The organism is Anaeromassilibacillus sp. SJQ-1, assembly GCF_046693725.1.
In the GTDB taxonomy this organism is placed as follows: Bacteria; Bacillota; Clostridia; order Oscillospirales; family Acutalibacteraceae; genus Anaeromassilibacillus.
In genome coordinates this window covers 38,265-56,303 of the sequence record NZ_JBKEIV010000004.1, presented here as the reverse complement: position 1 = coordinate 56,303, position 18,039 = coordinate 38,265, and the positions used below count along the sequence as shown (strand labels likewise).

Annotated in this window: 13 protein-coding genes and 3 tRNA genes; 5 read left to right on the top strand and 11 right to left on the bottom strand. The window is 49.7% G+C overall.

Annotated features, from left to right (window positions below; genetic code table 11):
* Nucleotides 1-156 precede the first annotated feature (156 nt).
* From ACGCCZ_RS00525 to ACGCCZ_RS00510, 4 genes are all read right to left on the bottom strand, one after another.
* The gene (locus ACGCCZ_RS00525) at nt 157-729 is read right to left on the bottom strand and encodes a hypothetical protein (RefSeq protein WP_054324929.1); all 573 of its coding nucleotides are present in this window, start codon (nt 727-729) and stop codon (nt 157-159) included.
* A gap of 103 nt (nt 730-832) precedes the next feature.
* Nucleotides 833-909: transfer RNA gene (locus ACGCCZ_RS00520), tRNA-Val, on the bottom strand.
* A 34-nt stretch (nt 910-943) separates the two neighbouring features.
* Nucleotides 944-1,018 (bottom strand) — tRNA-Glu (locus ACGCCZ_RS00515).
* Between the two features lie 3 nt (nt 1,019-1,021).
* Nucleotides 1,022-1,098: transfer RNA gene (locus ACGCCZ_RS00510), tRNA-Met, on the bottom strand.
* A gap of 463 nt (nt 1,099-1,561) precedes the next feature.
* Here ACGCCZ_RS00510 and ACGCCZ_RS00505 point away from each other — a divergent pair.
* Nucleotides 1,562-1,933, top strand: a complete 372-nt coding sequence (locus ACGCCZ_RS00505) for a CidA/LrgA family protein (protein ID WP_085534409.1) — start codon at nt 1,562-1,564, stop codon at nt 1,931-1,933.
* Nucleotides 1,926-2,606: an LrgB family protein gene (locus ACGCCZ_RS00500; RefSeq protein ID WP_085534411.1), complete on the top strand. Its 681-nt coding sequence runs from the start codon at nt 1,926-1,928 to the stop codon at nt 2,604-2,606. Before ACGCCZ_RS00505 ends, ACGCCZ_RS00500 begins: the two co-directional genes overlap by 8 nt.
* A 562-nt stretch (nt 2,607-3,168) precedes the next feature.
* Here the strand turns inward: ACGCCZ_RS00500 and guaB are convergent.
* A complete protein-coding gene (guaB, locus tag ACGCCZ_RS00495; protein WP_054324932.1) occupies nt 3,169-4,656 on the bottom strand; it encodes an IMP dehydrogenase in 1,488 nt (495 codons plus the stop codon).
* Between the two features lie 129 nt (nt 4,657-4,785).
* Nucleotides 4,786-5,250, bottom strand: a complete 465-nt coding sequence (locus tag ACGCCZ_RS00490) for a GNAT family N-acetyltransferase (protein ID WP_054324933.1) — start codon at nt 5,248-5,250, stop codon at nt 4,786-4,788.
* Between the two features lie 764 nt (nt 5,251-6,014).
* Here ACGCCZ_RS00490 and ACGCCZ_RS00485 point away from each other — a divergent pair.
* Nucleotides 6,015-12,434 carry an NPCBM/NEW2 domain-containing protein gene (locus ACGCCZ_RS00485; RefSeq protein WP_411655032.1) on the top strand — a complete coding sequence of 2,140 codons (6,420 nt, stop codon included), beginning with the start codon at nt 6,015-6,017 and terminating at the stop codon, nt 12,432-12,434.
* A gap of 338 nt (nt 12,435-12,772) precedes the next feature.
* On the opposite strand, the gene ACGCCZ_RS00480 is transcribed toward ACGCCZ_RS00485, so the two are convergent.
* The gene (locus tag ACGCCZ_RS00480; RefSeq protein ID WP_411655031.1) at nt 12,773-13,141 is read right to left on the bottom strand and encodes a hypothetical protein; all 369 of its coding nucleotides are present in this window, start codon (nt 13,139-13,141) and stop codon (nt 12,773-12,775) included.
* 545 nt (nt 13,142-13,686) lie between these two features.
* Nucleotides 13,687-13,929 carry a helix-turn-helix domain-containing protein gene (locus tag ACGCCZ_RS00475; protein ID WP_054324676.1) on the bottom strand — a complete coding sequence of 81 codons (243 nt, stop codon included), beginning with the start codon at nt 13,927-13,929 and terminating at the stop codon, nt 13,687-13,689.
* A 107-nt stretch (nt 13,930-14,036) separates the two neighbouring features.
* Between ACGCCZ_RS00475 and ACGCCZ_RS00470 the strand changes: the two genes are divergently transcribed.
* Nucleotides 14,037-14,234, top strand: a complete 198-nt coding sequence (locus ACGCCZ_RS00470; RefSeq protein ID WP_054324675.1) for an SLOG family protein — start codon at nt 14,037-14,039, stop codon at nt 14,232-14,234.
* A gap of 210 nt (nt 14,235-14,444) precedes the next feature.
* Here ACGCCZ_RS00470 and ACGCCZ_RS00465 read toward each other — a convergent pair whose 3' ends face one another.
* A complete protein-coding gene (locus ACGCCZ_RS00465) occupies nt 14,445-14,678 on the bottom strand; it encodes a helix-turn-helix domain-containing protein (RefSeq protein WP_411655029.1) in 234 nt (77 codons plus the stop codon).
* 205 nt (nt 14,679-14,883) lie between these two features.
* On the bottom strand, nt 14,884-15,711 hold the full coding sequence (locus ACGCCZ_RS00460; RefSeq protein ID WP_411655028.1) for a hypothetical protein: 828 nt from the start codon (nt 15,709-15,711) through the stop codon (nt 14,884-14,886).
* Nucleotides 15,712-15,931: 220 nt separating this feature from the next.
* On the opposite strand from ACGCCZ_RS00460, the gene ACGCCZ_RS00455 reads away from it, so the two are divergent.
* Complete coding sequence (locus ACGCCZ_RS00455; RefSeq protein ID WP_411655027.1) at nt 15,932-16,069, top strand: hypothetical protein; 138 nt, start codon at nt 15,932-15,934, stop codon at nt 16,067-16,069.
* Between the two features lie 312 nt (nt 16,070-16,381).
* On the opposite strand, the gene hcp is transcribed toward ACGCCZ_RS00455, so the two are convergent.
* Entirely contained in the window at nt 16,382-17,992 is a 1,611-nt protein-coding gene (hcp, locus tag ACGCCZ_RS00450) for a hydroxylamine reductase (protein ID WP_175055211.1), read from the bottom strand.
* Between the last annotated feature and the right edge of the window lie 47 nt (nt 17,993-18,039).

The following is an 18,039-nucleotide window of genomic DNA, read 5'->3' as shown; positions in this document are numbered from 1 at the left end:
GCATAAAATAGTGGAAAACAGCTTCCTGTGCCCAGGCCAATTGCAACCGCTCGGGCATACAAAAAGGCTGCTGGAGCAATCGCCCACAGCAGCCTGATTCCTTCCGCGCAATTTCGATTTGCATGACCATTGCACTTGATAAACCTGTTTCTCCGACTATGCTTTAAAGCCCTGGAACAGCTCTACAATTTCCTTCTTGTGCAACTCGTTCTTCTCGTTTGTCTGGGTGTCCCTGTAGATCATCATGTACTTGCCGCTCTCTGAGAGATAAGCATCCGTGACTTCCTGCCCGATGACGGTAAAGGAACCGTTCTGCTGGACGCTGTTGAGGACGGCCTGCGCCTCATCGCTCAAATTGTCTAGATCAAATTCGTACAATTCCACAGTGACGTTGTTGCTTCCCTCGTAGCTAAAGCGGTATTGCACGCCCGATTTTGCACCGATGAAATCCGCCGCCATATCCACCGGGTCCCCGTCTACACCGCCGTTCTGTGCTAAAAATGTGCACAGGCCGGTCAGGCTGTCGTCCACATCCTTTTCCACTTCTTCCGGGTCCTTTGAGGGCGCTTGGCTCTCCTCTCCCGCCTGGGATTCTTCCCCTGGGGCCGAACTCAGGATTACATCCGAAGTCGTTCCGTCCGCGCCGGAAACCGTCCCCACATCCACCCCGCAGGCGGAAATACTGAGAAGGAACGCGGCAGCTGCGACAACTGCAAAAATCTTTTTCATCGTCAGTCGACCTCCTATACTGTGCGGCGCAACATGAGTTGCAAACGCCTCGCATTTAAATAATACAAAACACCTATAGCGCAAGCTATAGGTGCTTCAAAAGTGGTGGACACAAGGGGACTCGAACCCATGACCTCTCGCGTGTGAGGCGAGCGCTCTAACCAGCTGAGCTATGCGTCCATATCCCGCGCGCTTGCTCGGGAATATAAAAGAGTGGTGACCCGGACGAGATTCGAACTCGTGAAACCGCCGTGAAAGGGCGGTGTCTTAACCGCTTGACCACCGGGCCATTTGGTAGCGGCAACTGGATTTGAACCAGTGACACTTCGGGTATGAACCGAATGCTCTAGCCAACTGAGCTATGCCGCCATAAACGTCTCGCAAAACCAACAAACAGTCTATGCGAAGCGTTTATCATTATAATACAGCCTGTCCGGTTTTGTCAATAACCATTCGAAGAAAGTTTTCACTTTTTTTGAAATTTTTTAATTTCCGGGGAAAATGTGGGGAAAACCGGCGGTTTCGGCGTCTATATACAACCGTCAAAGAGGCGATATGGGCGTTAAAGGAGAGATATGAAAGATTTCTTAACTCAAAAAGTCGTGGGGCGCTTTTAATATCCATGTACCAACTCTGGCAAAAATTACTAGACGGTAGGTTTCCGCTGTTTCATCGCGTTTAGCAGAACTTTCATACGACCGGTTTGTTTCTGCGCTTTTGCTTATTTTCTTCGCCTTCCAGGAGAAAAGCTTATGCACATAGCGCGCGGGTGTTGTGTTATCATAATAAGGCGTATTATGTACGGAAATCCACATACAAAGGGTGTTTCGAAATGCGAATCATTGCACAAATTGGTGTCGTTTTATTGGTATGCCTTCTGGGGGAAGCCATTGCGGCAGTTTTGCCGTTCCCATTTCCCGCCAGTGTGATCGGCATGGTTTTGCTGTTCCTCCTATTGGCCTGTGGGTGGTTAAAACCACATCATATACGGGAAAAATCCAATTTCTTATTGTCGAACATGGCCTTCTTTTTTATTCCCGCCGGTGTGGGGCTTTTGAAATACCTGGATGTTTTAGCGGCAAATCTGATCCCCCTGTTGGTCATTTGCTTGGTTACAACTCCCTTGGTCTTCTTTGTGACTGGCTGGACCGTACAAGCGGTTATGAAATGGACCGGATCAAAGGAGGACAAGCCCGATGTTTGAAGCTGTGATTCAATCCCCGTTGTTTGGTATTGTCCTTTCGGTCATGGCTTTTGAAGCCGGCATCTGGATACAGAAAAAGACCCGAAAAGCCATCTGCAACCCCTTGGTAATTGCCATTATCCTCTGTATTGCGATTTTGGTGCTCTTTGATATTCCGCTGGAAGCCTATAATCTGGGCGGAGACATCATCAATCTCTTCCTCGGCCCGGCGACGGCGGTGCTAGCCTTGAACATCTACAACCAGATGGATATTTTAAAAAAGCACTTCTGGCCCGTAGTTGCAGGCTGCACCGCCGGCAGCGTCACCAGCATCGGCAGTGTTTTCCTTCTGTGTAAGGCGTTCGGCCTCGACGAATCCATCACCAGGGCCCTGCTTCCCAAAAGCTGCACCACCCCTATCGCCGTGGGAATTGCAGAAAGCCAGGGTGGCGTTGTGGCTATCGCCATGGTCGCTGTCCTACTCACCGGCTTGATCGGCGCAGTGGCTGCCCCGTTGTTCGCCAAATGGTTCCATATCAAAAGCCCTGTCGCACAAGGGCTGGCCACGGGCGCTTGCAGCCACGCCCTTGGAACCACAAAGGCGCTGGAAATGGGCGATGTACAAGGCGCAATGAGTGGGATTTCCATTGGCATTTGTGGGATTATTACCGTCATCCTATCGCTGTTCCTATGAGCGAGGTATGGTTGTATTCGGTTGAAGTTTATAATGAGAACATAAAAGAGGGTGTCCCAAAAGTCATGAAAGGATGGAAGGCTCCCCTCGTTTTTTAGAAACGCAGATATTTTTCCAAACAGAAAGAGGATGCCCCTTTTCTATGAATCGAACAATTCGTAGTTCGGGGACACCCTCTTTCTTTATAAAAGTATGCCTATTTTTAATGTCTATAAAAATGTATTAACAATAGGAATACACTACGATTATTCCACTGTTGTCTAATCGCTGTCATTCCTTTTGCAATTATTTATTCGCATATTAGCAATAGAGATCCCCTACCTTCTGCGGCGATTGTCCCTATTAAAATATTCATTATGAAAATTGTAGAAAAAACAACCGGAAAATTTTCTATTAGATAGGTACTATTACATATTTAATCATTTTATTTCTATTCAGAATATTTATCCGACAAAAATTGAAAAAATAAAATCCGAGGTATGAGTCATACCCCGGATTTTCCATTTTACAAGGCTATCTGTATACAGTTTTCTGGAATCCTAAAACTCCCAATAAAGGCGTATTAAACGCTGAGCGAATAGTTCGGGGATTCCTTTGTGATCTGAATATCGTGTGGATGGCTTTCCTTCAGGCCAGCGCCGGTGATCCGGATAAACTGCGCCTTCTCATGCAGCTCTGCAATATTGGCGCAACCGGTATAACCCATTCCTGCACGCAGGCCGCCCATCATCTGATAGATGGTGTCGGACAGCGGCCCCTTGTACGGGACACGGCCCTCGACGCCCTCGGGAACCAGCTTCTTGTTGTCCGACTGGAAGTACCGGTCGGAGCTTCCGCCGTCCTTCTTCCCCATGGCCGCCAAACTTCCCATGCCGCGATACACTTTGAACTGACGCCCCTGGAAGAGCTCTGTCTCTCCGGGGGATTCCTTGCAGCCCGCAACCATCGAGCCAACCATGACCACGTTTGCGCCCGCTGCCAGCGCCTTTACGATGTCGCCCGAATATTTGATACCGCCGTCTGCAATAATCGGGATGCCATGTTTTGCCGCCACACAAGCCGCGTCGTAGATCGCCGTGATCTGCGGCACGCCGATGCCCGCTACAATACGGGTGGTGCAGATAGAACCCGGCCCGATGCCAACCTTTACGCAGTCCGCACCCGCGTCGATCAATGCCTCCGCACCCGCTGCGGTTGCGATATTGCCTGCAATCAGCGGGAGGTCCGGATAAGCCTTCTTGACCTTGCGTACTGCCTCCAATACACCGCTGTTGTGACCGTGCGCCGAGTCAAGCGCAACCACATCGACCTGCGCCTTGACCAGTTCTGCCACGCGCTCCAGCACGTCCGGGGTCGCGCCGATGGCCGCGCCGCACAAAAGACGGCCCGCCGCGTCCCTCGCGGAATTCGGATACTGTACGGATTTCTCAATATCCTTGATCGTGATAAGCCCCTTCAAATAACCATTCTCGTCCACAATGGGGAGCTTTTCGATGCGGTGTTTGCGGAGGATCTCCTGGGCTTGCTTGAGGGTGGTCCCAACCGGAGCGGTCACCAGGTGGTCCTTTGTCATAACCGCAGAGATCTTCTGATCGAAGTCCTCCTCCGTCATAAACCGCAAGTCGCGGTTGGTAATGATTCCGACCAACTTTCCGCCCTCGCAGATCGGAACGCCGGAAATTTTGTAGCGCGCCATGATGTCATTGGCATCATGGACAAAGTGGTCCGGAGAGAGGAAGAACGGATTTACGATGACGCCATTTTCAGAGCGCTTGACTCTGTCCACTTCATCGGCCTGCTTTTCAATAGACATATTCTTGTGGATGATCCCAACGCCGCCTTCGCGGGCGATCGCAATCGCCATATCCGTCTCGGTGACGGTATCCATCGCCGCGGTCATCAACGGCGTATTCAGGCGAATGGTCTTGGTCAGTTGGGTGGAGACATCCACCTCCTTTGGCAGCACATGGGACTCCGCCGGGACCAGCAGGACATCGTCGAATGTCAACCCCTCTTTGACAAACTTGCTAGAAAATTCCGTGTTTAACATGTTTTGCCTCCCTTTTCTTCTCTCTTTTTTGACCTTTTTCGCACAATATTATAGTGTTTTATTATACCATTGGAGACAACTTTTTGCAACCAAAAATGGGTCCTAATTCTCTCGAAAAGAACAGGATTTTTATGGTTTTGTTTCCAAATCTCTACCCTTTGTCATATACAATAACGGGTAGGGATTTCCTTGTTCGTCCAGCTCTGTTCTTTTATAAACTGTAAATCCCATATGTTCATAGAAACCTTTCGCGAGAGGGTTTTGTTCGTTCACTGCTAAATCATTGACAGAATATTGTTCCATTCCGTATTGAAGCAACTCCTTTCCAAGCCCCTTCCCTCTTTCTGTATTAGAAATAAAAAGCATTTCCAGATGTTGTTCTACAATTCCCATAAAGCCAACAGGAAGTTGATTTTCATTTTTTATGATGAGTAAATGCGGTATTTCTTTTAATGCTTGCGGTACATCCTTTTTTATGTTTTCTATTTCATTTTCTGATAGAAAAAGGTGGGTTGCTCTTACGGAACTTTCCCATACTTTTAATAATTGTTCTATCAGCATTGAATTTCTGTCTGCTACTTCTGTAATTTTCATCTTGTAAGTCCTCCGTAAATTTACATTGAACGAAATTGCTGTGTGATAGACTGCTAGGGCTGTAGTATAGCGATTTTGTTCAATCTCAATTTGCCTTTAAGTGCATTATATCATGGTACTTCAATATCGTCATTTCTTTTCTGCTTTTAAAAAGTTCCTTATCAGCCTTTGTTTTGTAAAGGGTGCTAACGCGTTGCTTGCGCAACAAGCCCTTGGCAAATCAAAGCCTAATAAGTCTTAAGATAACCAAGCGCAAATAAAATACTGTGTTGTTTCGCAGTACAAAAAATGACGCTTTGCTTCAAGCGTCATTCTTCCATAACTCTGTATTTCTTTGTATAAATCGTTACATAAGGCTCTTTCATTTGTTGTAATTTTCTTTTAACAGATTTACTGATAGATACCATATTTATGCGGATATTCCCCATTTTCCAACTGTTTTTCCCTATAAAAATGCGACAAATACGGTTTGCACTCTTTTGTCTATCTTTTTCACATACTCTGTTACCATGTGATGCGAGACACAAGACAAAAATTTATATGGACAATTTTCTCATAAATATGTACTATTTTCCCATTGCTTTCCTACATTATTGAATTCTCTTACGATGTATGGTATTACTGATCTATAAATGTTGCTCATTATTGAATATTTTTATGCTTTTAGATGAGCATAGTGCCTTTCGGCTATATGATACATTTCTGAAAGGAGGATCGCGTTCGTAAAGAAAAACTGTTTTGCTTTTTGGAAAAGGAGAGAGAAAATGAAGAGATTTCTATCCGTAGCACTTGTCTTGTCCCTTCTGATGGGTATGTTTTCCATCCACGGGATGGCCCGTACAGAACAACCGTCTGACCTTTTGGAGACAGCCGCCCGGACGATGGGCGTCGATGTCGGCGCCCCCTACGAGCCGGTAGAGACAAGCCGGCAGCAGATCCATTTTAACCGCGAGTGGAAATTTAAAAGTCAAACCGTAACCGACGATGCCGCTCCTGATTTTGGCGGCGCCATCGAGCCGGATTTTGACGATTCCAATTGGACCAATGTGGGCCTTCCCCACAGTTTCAGCATTCCCTACAATATGGAAACCAACTTTTTTGTGGGATATGGCCTATACCGCAAGACCTTCAATGTTCCCCCGGAGTGGCTGGAAAACGGAAAGCGTGTGAGCATCGAATTTGAAGGCTCCTTCATTGAAACAGAAGTCTTTGTCAACGGTGAGGCCGTAGGGACCCATTTGGGCGGTTACACCGGATTTACCTTCGATATCACCGACAAGCTCCATGCGGGAGAAAATGTCATTGCCGTTCGCGTCAACAACAAGTGGAATCCAGAACAGGCGCCGCGCACCGGCGACCACCACTTCTCCGGCGGAATCTATCGCGATGTCTATCTGAACATTACGGATAGCGTCCACGTTGCCTGGTACGGCACCGCAGTCACGACACCCGCCCTCAACAACCCTGGTTTTGATGAAAAAAATGAGGACGGCACCCTTTACTACGACTACGAGAATATTGACGAGGAAAGTTATACCCCCGCGGAGGAGATCCGCGAGAATATTGCGCAAAAGCGTTCCGATGTGCGCGTTCAGACAGAGGTACAGAACGACTCCGATATGGAACAGACTGTCATTGTCAAGCAGGAAGTTGTGGATCGGGCGGACGGCACCCTGGTGGCTTCTTTCCAATCCGAACCGGCTACCATCCCTGCCAACACTACCCGCGTCGTGGATGCCCAAAGCGATTACATCCAGAACATCAAGCTTTGGAGCCCGGACGAGCCGAATCTCTATGAGGTACACACCACCATATTGGGCGGCAGTGGACAGGCATTGGATTCCTACACCTCTCCCCTGGGGTTTCGCTGGGCGCAATTCTTGAACGACGGATTCTATCTCAACGGCGAGAAAACCGTCCTCTTTGGCGCCAATGCCCACCAGGATCACGCTGGCTGGGGGGACGCTGTGACCAACGAAGGCTTTTACCGGGATGTGCAGATGATTAAAGACGCCGGTATGAATTTTATCCGCGGTTCGCACTATCCCCACGATCCCGCCTATGCGCAGGCCTGTGATGAGATCGGTGTGATGTTCTGGTCGGAAGTGGCCCTCTGGGGCATGGGCGGTGGCGCGGATCGCGCGCCAACCTATACCGCTTCGGATTGGAATGGCGTCAATGGCTATCCCAGCAACCCGGAACATTATGAAACGTTTAATGAAAGCTTAATGCGCGACCTGACGGATATGATCCGCATCAACCGCAACCATCCGTCCATTATCATCTGGAGCATGGGCAATGAAATTTTCTTCCCCATGGGGCAATCGGATATGCAGGTACGTAAGGATCAGGTCAATGAAATGCGCAACCTGGCGCATAAACTGGACCCCACCCGCAAAGCAGGAATGGGCGGCGTACAGCGCGAAGGTTTCGACGTACTGGACGTCTGCGACGTTGCGGGTTACAACGGCGATGGTGGCTCCGCCGCTCTTCCGGAGCCTGGAAAGGGCATGCCCAGCAATATGACCGAATATATGCCCAGTATTGCCTCAGAATACGGTTCTCATGTTGCAAACCGAGGGGAATCCGGTGACGAATTCCGTCCTTATTTTGATGCGATGCAAGATGGCGGCGATATTTACAGCTATGCCCTCAAAGGCAACCGCGCTGGGATCTGCCTTTGGTGCGCTTTCCACCATGGAAGTGTCGGCGGTTCCGGCCTCGCGCAGATGGGATTCATCGATTACAGCCGTCTGCCGCTCAAAGCATGGTATTGGTACCGTCAGGAATACACCGGCGTTCCGGCGGAATTTTCTAAAGAGGGAACTGGCGACCATTTGGAATTGACCGCGTCCCAGACCACCATCCCCAACGATGGCACGGCCGATACCCACCTGATCGTCACGGTCAAGGATGAAAATGGCGACTGGGTCAATCAGTCCCCCACTGTTACCTTAGAGGTACTAGAAGGTCCCGGCGTGTTCCCCACTGGAAAGGTTATGACGCTGGCCGGCGGCAACCTGATGCGCGACGGCAAGGGAGCGACGGAGTTCCGCTCCTATTACTCCGGCACCACGGTCATCCAGGCGACCGCCCCCGGAATGGAACCGGCAGAGATCGTCATTACGACTACCGCGACGGAACCAGAATACGGGAGAACGGAACCGGACAACTTCCTGATTGAAGAAAAAGAGGATACGACGGATAAGTTGCTTGATGCCGGCACCTATACCGCGGATAAAACTGGACATCCCACCTTCCCCTCCAGTGGAAACGGCGCCCTGGCAAACGATGGAGATACGGCCACCAAATGGGTTGCAGAGGCCGCTGGTTCTGGTGAATACTGGATGCAAGACACCGAATATGCACTGCATATGTACAAACTGAAGCTGGACTTTGAAAGTGAACCTTATCCGTATAAGGTGGAAGTTTCCACCAGTAATACCGGCCCCTGGACGGAGATTGTTTCCTACACAGCGGACACCATTGCCAACCGTCCTTACGAAGAGGACCTGGGTGGTATCCGTGCTCGCTATGTGAAGGTTACTTTCACGGATGTCCCGGAGGGGGAATACGCTTTCCTGAACGAAGCGACCGTTTACGGAATTACTGCCCAGGGGGCAGCCGATGAAACTTCTGCGTATGGTTATACCACCCATTCGGTTTATGTATCCGACTTGGAGCCTGTAAAGCCCATCACGCAGGGCTGGGCGGGTAAGGCCCCCGGAATCGACCAATCCATTGAGGGCAACCCCATCACCATCGGCGGCGTTGTCTATGACAAAGGTTTGGGGCTACACGCGGATAGTGAAGCAGTCTACCATCTAGGCGGCCAATACACCCGCTTCCAGGCGGTGATCGGCATTGACGACGAAGTAGGAAGCAATACAGCGGATGCGATCTATCGCGTCTATGCTACCGTAGAAGGCAGCGAACAGGAAATGCTGATCTATGAAAAACAAATGTCCAATGGAATGAGCGAGCAGGTCGATTTGAGCGTCCGCGGCGTCACCACGCTGCGCCTGGTGACCGACGCCAATGGATCGAACAGCAATGACCACACCGACTGGGCGGACGCCAAACTTCTCGGCGCAATGCGGAATACCACCAAGGCAGGTGCAAGCCTCACAACGGCTGTGGCCACCAGTACACAGGGATTGGAGGCAGGAGAAACCTTTTCTGCCTATATCACACTGAAAAATAGCGGCAGCAGTGCTTCCTATGCCACTTCCCTCGCCCTGTATGACCGCGAAGGGAACTTGCTGGATTTGTCCATCTCAGAAGACCGAATTGCACGTAAGGGTGAACAAACAGCGTCTGCGCAGGTATCGGTCCCCGCTGATGTACAGATGGGATATGAAGCACGTCTCAATATTTACGATCCGGACACTCTGGTTCTTCTGGCTGAGACGGTACATGTTGGCACCGCGTCAGAAACGCCAAACAGCGCGCGGACAGCGTTCCAAACGCAACGCTCCAATTTGGCCGAAAACAGCGATCTCCTAATCAAGGTTGACGGAGAGGATGCTTCTGTGGTCAAGGAAGGCACCTGGGGCATGTGGCCGGACAGCGCCGCCTATCAATCTACAGAAACCTTTGTCGGCGACAGTTACGATTGGGAAGGGACATCGATCTCTTTGACTTTTAACGGGGTACAAGTTGTTGTGGGCGGTAAGATTGACGGCAGCCAGGTTGGGGCGGACGTCTATCTGGACGGAGAAAAGATTGACCACATCAATAGCAATTCCTCTTCACAAGGCGGAAAGAATGGATATTATGAGGTGTGGCGTTCCAACCTCTTGGACGAAGGCGAACATACCATCCGTCTAGTCCCCACAGGCAAATTCAGCGTGGATTACTTCGGCTATGTGGCCGAATCTCCATGGATGAAGGTGGACGGCGAGGATTCGGCTGTAGAAAAAGAGGGTACCTGGGCACTCTGGGAAAGCAGCGACGCCTACAATGGGACGGAAACCTATGTCGGCGACGACGACTATGACTGGCGTGACACTTCGTTGTCCTATACCTTTAATGGCATCCAGGTCTGCGTAGGCGCAAAGATGGACGGCAGTCAGGAGGGTGCAAAAGTCTACATCGACAACGAGCTGGTTACCACTATCCGTACCAAAACCTCCGATACGTCCGAAGAGGGTTACAAGCGCGTGTGGGTCTCCCCCATCCTGGAAGAAGGCGAGCACACCATCCGCCTGGAACCGATCGGAAAATTTGGTTTTGACTACTTTGAATTCCTCAAGCCCGGCTTCGAAGACATGGCGCTCAAACCGACCATCCAACTGACCGAGCTGCTGAACCAGATCGCCCGCGCAAAGGCCCTCTCTTCCGAAGCCTATACGGACGAAAGTTGGAAGGCTATGCAGGTAGCCCTGGAAGAGGCGGAAACCGTGCGGGATACTTCGCGCGACCAGGCTGAGGTCGACGCAGCGGCAAAAGCCCTGAGCGAAGCCATCGATCAGCTGGTGCCCTATACCGCCCCCTCGGATGAGGTGAACGATGCGTTCCTACAGGCGATGGCGGCCGTACTCGCATTCATCGAATCCGATTGTGCCAACCAGTACGATTCCGAGGACGTCGCGGCATTGGCAGAGACTTTCAGCAATGCATATGACCTGTATGAAGAGAGCAAGCCTTCGGAGGAAGCATTTATCCAAATGACCACTGAGCTTCTGGAAAAACTGGAAGCCCTGCAGCCGGGCTCCAGGGAATACGCACTTACTGTGAAATTCCCGGCTGGCAGCGTACGTCTTTCCATCGACGGCGAAGACCAGACGATCGCAAATTTGATCGGTTCCTATCAAACCGATGTGCTCTCCGGCACAGAACTCAACCTAGCCTTTGAGCCGAGAGTCGAAGGCAGAGAGATCGCAGGCGTGACAGTCAATGGCGAGCCGGTAGAGGTGTTTGATGTCAATGAGTATGTATACAGCCTAGCAATGCCGAATGCAGACACCACGATTGAACTGGGCTTCACGATCGTAGATAAAGAAAATCTGCGCGAAGTGATCACAATCGCAGAGAGCGAGAACGTGAAAGCGCAGGTAGAGGCGGCAGTCCCGTCGGTACAGAAGAAGTACAAGGAAGCGTTGCAGGCAGCGAAAGCGATCGAAGAAAAGAAGACCGCAAGCCAGGACGAGATCAACAACGCGATGTTTGAGCTGATCGAGGCATTGCAGTATCTGAGCTTTACAGCGGGCGACAAGAGCCAGCTGGAAATCCCGATGGAGATTGCAGAGAGCATCAATCGAGAGAACTTCACGCCGGAGAGCGTACAGGCACTGGACGACGCCTACAAGGCGGCAGAGGACCTGATGGACGACGAGGAAGTACTGGAAGCAGACATTCAGGCAGCGGCAGAAGCACTGTATGAAGCGCTTGACAAACTGGTCTTCCGTGCAGACATGACGGATCTGGAAGCTTTGGTAGCAGAAGGCAAAGAGATTGTAGAAAATGCTTCGAAGTACATCCAGGATGAAACATGGGCTACCTTTAAAACCATCCTGGGCGATGCAGAAACTCTGTTGGAAAATGACAATGCAACCCAGGAGGCAGTGGACGAGAAGGCTGAAACACTGCTCAATGCGATTACAGCACTGCGTATGATTCCGAACAAGGACGCTCTGAAAGACCTGATTGGAAAAGCAGAGGCAGTGAACACCAGCAAGTACACAGCAAAGAGCGTGGCAGCGATGCAGAAGGCATTGAGCAACGCAAAGGTTGTGTTGAACAATGAAGCAGCGACCGAAGAAGAGGTCAAGAGTGCAGTAGAAGCACTGGAAGCAAGCATCCAGAACCTGGAGGCAAAGACGACGGCAACGAAGAAGAGCGGCTCCACATCGAGAAATGTAAGCAACACATATGGAGCAGCGGGTGTGGTTTCCGCAAGCCAGAGTGCAGCGACAAGTGTGCGCAGTGATGCGGCAAATGCCATCACGCTGAACAGAGGAAGCGTGTACACCTTCAAGATGACCGTGGTCAATGGAAACGGACTGGTGCCGAGCTTTACAGTGGGCAACGGAAGCGTTCTGAAGACGCAGTTTGTGTCCCAGATTGGCAATGACTACTACTACAGAGTTTATGCAGTTGGCACACCGGGCCAGAGCACAGGCGTTTACACTACCCTGCCGGGTCAGGATGCGAAACTGCATTGTACGGCAACCATTGGTTAAATGCTGGAGAGCGAGCAAAAGACACAAGCCATTCAATTGGGCAACCGTTGACGGAGGTGCGCTTTTGCAGGAAACGCCGAAGGTTCGAAAGGCGCTGTGTACCCACAGGAGCATGGCCCAGCCATCCTTGGCGGACATCTTAGTAAATTGAGCGAAGGGAGCCCCTTTCGCAAAGAGTAGAATCCCCGCTCCGGGAAACCGGAGCGGGGATTTTGCTGCTTTGAGACTTTGTGTACTTGGGATGTAAGCGAAAGATAAAATGTATGGGGATTTCCAAAAGGAAGCAAAAGATTGCAGGGTGAAAGACGCTGTGGTCCGCCGGGCCAGAGCATAGGTGTTTACACCACACTTCCGGGCCAGGATGCGAAACTGCATTGTACGGTGACCGTTGGCTGAACGCCGGGCAATTTGTGTAAGGTATAAACGTGTACATATTCGATCAAGCACCCGGCAGCCGATAGCAGAAAGCTTGTGTAGGAGACGCCGTAGGCGCGGAAGACGCTGTGCGTCCACCGGGTCAGAGCACAGGCGTTTACACCACCTTGCCGGGCCAGGATGCGAAGCTGCATTGTACGGTGACTGTTGGCTGAACGCCGGGCAATTTGTGTAAGGTATAAACGTGTACATATTCGATCAAGCACCCGGCAGCCGATAGCTGAAAGCTTGCGTAGGAGACGCCGCAGGCGCGGAAGACGCTGTGCGTCCACCGTGCCGGAGCACAGGCGTTTACACCACCCTGCCGGGTCAGAATGCTACGAAGCGCTGCACGATTACGATTGGCGGATTGCCTCCGTAGGAGGAAACAAGTGCTGGACGCCTAACCAGCAGATTACAGGTTAAAAGAACGGGAAGAAACTCTTCCCTGTAAACAAGAAGGGCTCAATCCTGGGAATTCCCGGAGTTGGGCCCTTCTCTGTATTTTACCTTTCTATTTCTTAATGGTATGGTGAAGCCGGGATTTCCCATATTTGTCGAACGCCCTTCACCGTTTTTATAAGGCATCCTCTGTGGAGCAAAAAATAAACTCCTTGCATCTTGCTTTCGTCTACCTCCCCATGGGTACGAAAAGGCACTACGTGCCCGCCGTAGGCGCATCCCGACTGGAGATCCGCGAAAGACGCTATACGTCCACTGTAAACAGCGAAGCCCCTGCCTGAAAATTGATTTCCAGACAGGGGCTTCGTGTATTTTTGTAGGTTCTATTCTCCTGCCTGCACCGGCAGAGAATGGAGCCAAACGGATCTTTCAAAGACTATCGGATCTCCTGTTCCAAATGATCAAATTCATCCGTGTCGAAAAATTGTGCAAGCGTGATACCTAAACCATCGCAAATCATTTTAATGGTCAATACCTTTGGATTTTGGCTTTTTCCATATAGGATATTCTTTACAGAGGATGGCGGCAATCCACAGATATTTGCCAATTTGTTTATAGAGATGTTTCGTTCCCCACAGAGCTGTAAAATACGGTTTCGCACAGCTGCTACTGTATTCATATCCTATATCTCCTTCGTTTTTTAATAGGATATAAAAAACAGTTGCAATTTATAGGCTATGCATGCTACTATATAGTCTATACATAGACGATAGGGATGTTTATATTATGAAAGTAGCAGTGATTGACTCCAGAAATTTATACATCGATCATTTAGAAAAATATCTTCCGGAAGATGCCACAGAAATCGTTTCAGGTGGCGCAAAAGGAATTGATACATGTGCAAGGAAATACGCCATAGAACATCACACCAAATTGACGGAATTTTTGCCTGAATACGATAAGTACGGTAAGGGGGCTCCTTAAAACGAAACTTACAAATAATCGAGTATACAGATGTTGTAATCGCGTTTTGGGATGGACAATCAAAAGGTACAAAGTATGTGATGGAAAACTGTAAAAAAAGGAATATCCCGATACAGGTATACAAAATTTAAAATCTCCATTGCGCGTCATTCATTTTATGAAAAATAAAAGGCTTCCGCCCTTGAATCTCTCTGGACGGAAGCCTTTTGTTTACAGCAGCGCTTTGATCTCCGGGATGGATAACCCCTGCGCCTTCAGCCTTTGAATCTCCTTTAAACGGGAAACCGCCTTTTCCCGGGGAAACCGCCGGGTGAGGTTCTCCTCCGGCTGCTCAAAGGGCAGCATCCCCTCTTCTGTATAAAACTTTAATGTGCTATACCGGCAGCCGGTCAGGCGCGCCAACTCCCCGATACTCACATAGGTAGATGTTTGAATTTTTTCCATGGACCGCTGGCGCGACACGACGGTTCCCCCTTCTATACCTCTTGGACTTACAGCGGATATTTGCGCAGACGCATGCCCTGTACCGGTACTTTCATCTGAACGGCAGTCGGTACGGCTTCATACAGCACATTATCGATTCGAATCAACGGCACAGCCCCCTGGCGTAAAACCGTATAGTGATGGCCGTATTGGGCCAAGCGCGCTTCTACGTCCTGTAGGCGCTGTTCCTTGTTCTCAAACCAAGCTTCTGTTTCAATAAAGATCGATTGTGAACGCTCCAAAAAGGAAATACAAAGTCCACACCCGTGCCTATCGGAGTGGAAAAGGCTTCCTTCTTCCCTCGTAAAAAGTTTTTAACCGCAATTTCCGGAGCCCGATGAATATCTATAGCCAAAATGGCCCGAGCCATAGCATTGGTCTGATACAGTTGTGTCATGCGCTGTGCCACACGTTTTAACTCCTCTTTGGAGAAAAAGTCATATAGGCAACTGCTCTCGCGAAGAAGCCAAAGCATCAGAATAGTTTCATCGGTCATCTCGCCGTCCTCCAAAATCTCAGCGCGCAATCCCTCTGTAATGCGGGTATAGGCCTCTTCATTGCTCCGGTATTCCCGCATCGTCACACTGGCTGTCACATAGTTCATATCACAGCCGAGCAGGTTTGGAATTTCCTCCAAGAGATCCATTCCTTTGAGGGGATCCGCAAAGGAGCTTTCTATTCTTTTTAATATTCTATTGGAAAAATGTATAACTTGCTTCAATCGTTCCGGCAGCGCCGTTTGAAGGCCTTCTTTTCTTTTCAGTAGCTCCCGTAATACCTCCTGTTGATGCGGAACCGCGGCGAGGTTTTCCACATCTTCTTCGGAAATGGTGGAAAATGGGCCCTGTAAGTTCCCCTGATCCAGTTCCCATTCCAAAATAGCCGCAGCCGCCATACACCGAACAGCAATTTTCTTCGCCGTTGTCATATGCAAGCTATCCTGTGCATTCAGTGCCAGCAAGGCGAAGCCTTGTGCAAAGGTCCATTCTCTCATCCTATATTCCTCCCCTTTATCAAGACAAGCAGCCCGTCACTTATTACTTACTACTTACGATTTAAGTATAACGTATTGCCCTTTCTTTGTCAACATAGAATTCCTAATTTTATATATTGGGTTTTATTGAGTGCATAGAAACCATTTGTTTGATTCTTCATCCCTATGGGCCATCTTGCTCCTGTTCAGCAAATGTGAAACAGATTTACGGATGGGGATTGTGTCAGGGACTTTGGAGAATTGCCACCCGGATGGTTTGGGCTGTCTGATTGTCACCATGTTGCTGAAACATACGGAACACCCTGGGATATATACTACGCTACAAGCAGCAATCCTTTCGGTTTCTGATATTGTATGAACCCCTTTCAAGTTTTAAGGACCTTCGCTCTACTTGACCTTTTCCAGCCAAGGTCAGGTATCGTACTTCAAGGGGACCATCGTACGGCCACTGTATCGCTGCATTTTCAATGGCATGTATCGAAAAAAGTAAAAGTGGAGTACCGTTTCCTTAGATACAGAATGGTTCCCCGCGTTCCACTGATATCCGTACATGTTTTGATGCAAGTAAACAGGCAAATGCCCATGGGCCGGAAAAATACATTCCACCCACGGGCATTTGAGATGTTCGATTTTTTTCACCGCAGTAAGGCAATAAGGGGACATCGGTCTTTTATTGACCGATCTTACAGTCCAGCTGATCCCAATTCCGAAGTTCCTGCTCTCCACAGGGGGTCAGATGGAACTTTTCGGATAGAAGGTTCAGCACGTTGGGCGAAATAAATGCCGGAAGCGTCGGACCGATATGGATGTTCTGAATTCCCAAATAGAGCAGGGACAACAAAATACATACCGCTTTCTGTTCATACCACGAGAGCACCAAAGTCAAAGGAAGATCGTTTACTCCACATCCAAAGGCTTCTGCCAGTGCGGTAGCAACCTTGATGGCTCCAAACGCATCGTTACACTGGCCCATATCCATCAACCGCGGTAAACCGCCGATCTCCCCCAGGTCCAGATCGTTAAACCGGTACTTCCCGCAGGCCAACGTCAAAATAACGGTATCTTTGGGTGTATTTTTGACAAACTCTGTATAGGCATTTCGGCCTGGACGCGCTCCATCACAGCCGCCAACCAAATAAAAGTGCCGGATAGCGCCCGCCTTAACGGCCTCGACCACCCGATCTGCCACGGACAGGATCGTTCCATGGCCAAATCCGGTTGTGACTTGTGTCCCCCCATTGATTCCAGTCATCGGATGTTCCTCTGAATATCCTCCCAATTCCAGGGCTTTTTCAATCACAGGGGTAAAATCGCGCTCTTCCCCGATGTGTACCATTTCCGGATAAGCCACCACTTCTGTAGTAAATATACGGTCAGCATAGTTCGCTCTGGGCGGCATCAGGCAGTTGGTCGTAAACAGAACCGGAGCCGGAATATCTTGAAATTCTTTCTGTTGGTTCTGCCAAGCGGTTCCAAAATTTCCTTTCAAGTGTGGGTAGGCTTTGAGTTTCGGATAGGCATGTGCGGGCAACATCTCGCCATGCGTATAAATGTTAATCCCTCTCCCCTTTGTCTGTTCCAGCAGTGCATGCAAATCAAACAAATCATGGCCGGATACAACAATAAATGGTCCCTTCTCGATGGTCAATGGAACCGTGGTGGGTTGTGGTGTTCCGTAAGTCTCTGTATTTGCCCGATCCAACAATTCCATGCATTTCAGATTGACGCGTCCAGCCTCCAGCACCAATGGCAGGAGGTATTCCATATCCGCATCCTCCCCGACGGCAAACAGCCCGCGATAGAAGAAGTTATTTACTTCCTCGTCCGTGTAGCCGAGAACACGGGCATGGTAAGCGTAAGCAGCCATACCGCGAAGGCCAAAGAGTAGAAGCGACTTGAGGGACCTGATGTCCACATCCGGCTCGTTCCAAAGTTGTTCCATGTCGTAATCTGCATTGTGGGAACAAGGGGAAGCGCAACCGCTACATCCCGGAAGCAACGACTCCTTTTCTGCATGGACAGCATCTATCTGGCGTTGCACAACTTGCGCGTCAAAGCAAACATTTGTAATCGTAGTGAATAGGCCTTCAAGCATTACCCGGTGGGTGGACTCTGTCACCTCATGGCCATCGGAAGCACGCGCCAAACCAATGAGTGCGCCAGTCAGTTGGTCCTGCAGTGCCGCTACATGGGCATCTTTTCCGCAGACCCCTCGCGCACCCGTACATCCAGAACAACCGGCTGTTTGTTCACATTGATAACAAAACATTTTTGGATTCATAGCAATCCCTCCATCATCTTCCGCTGTTTTCAATCGTATTTTTAGCT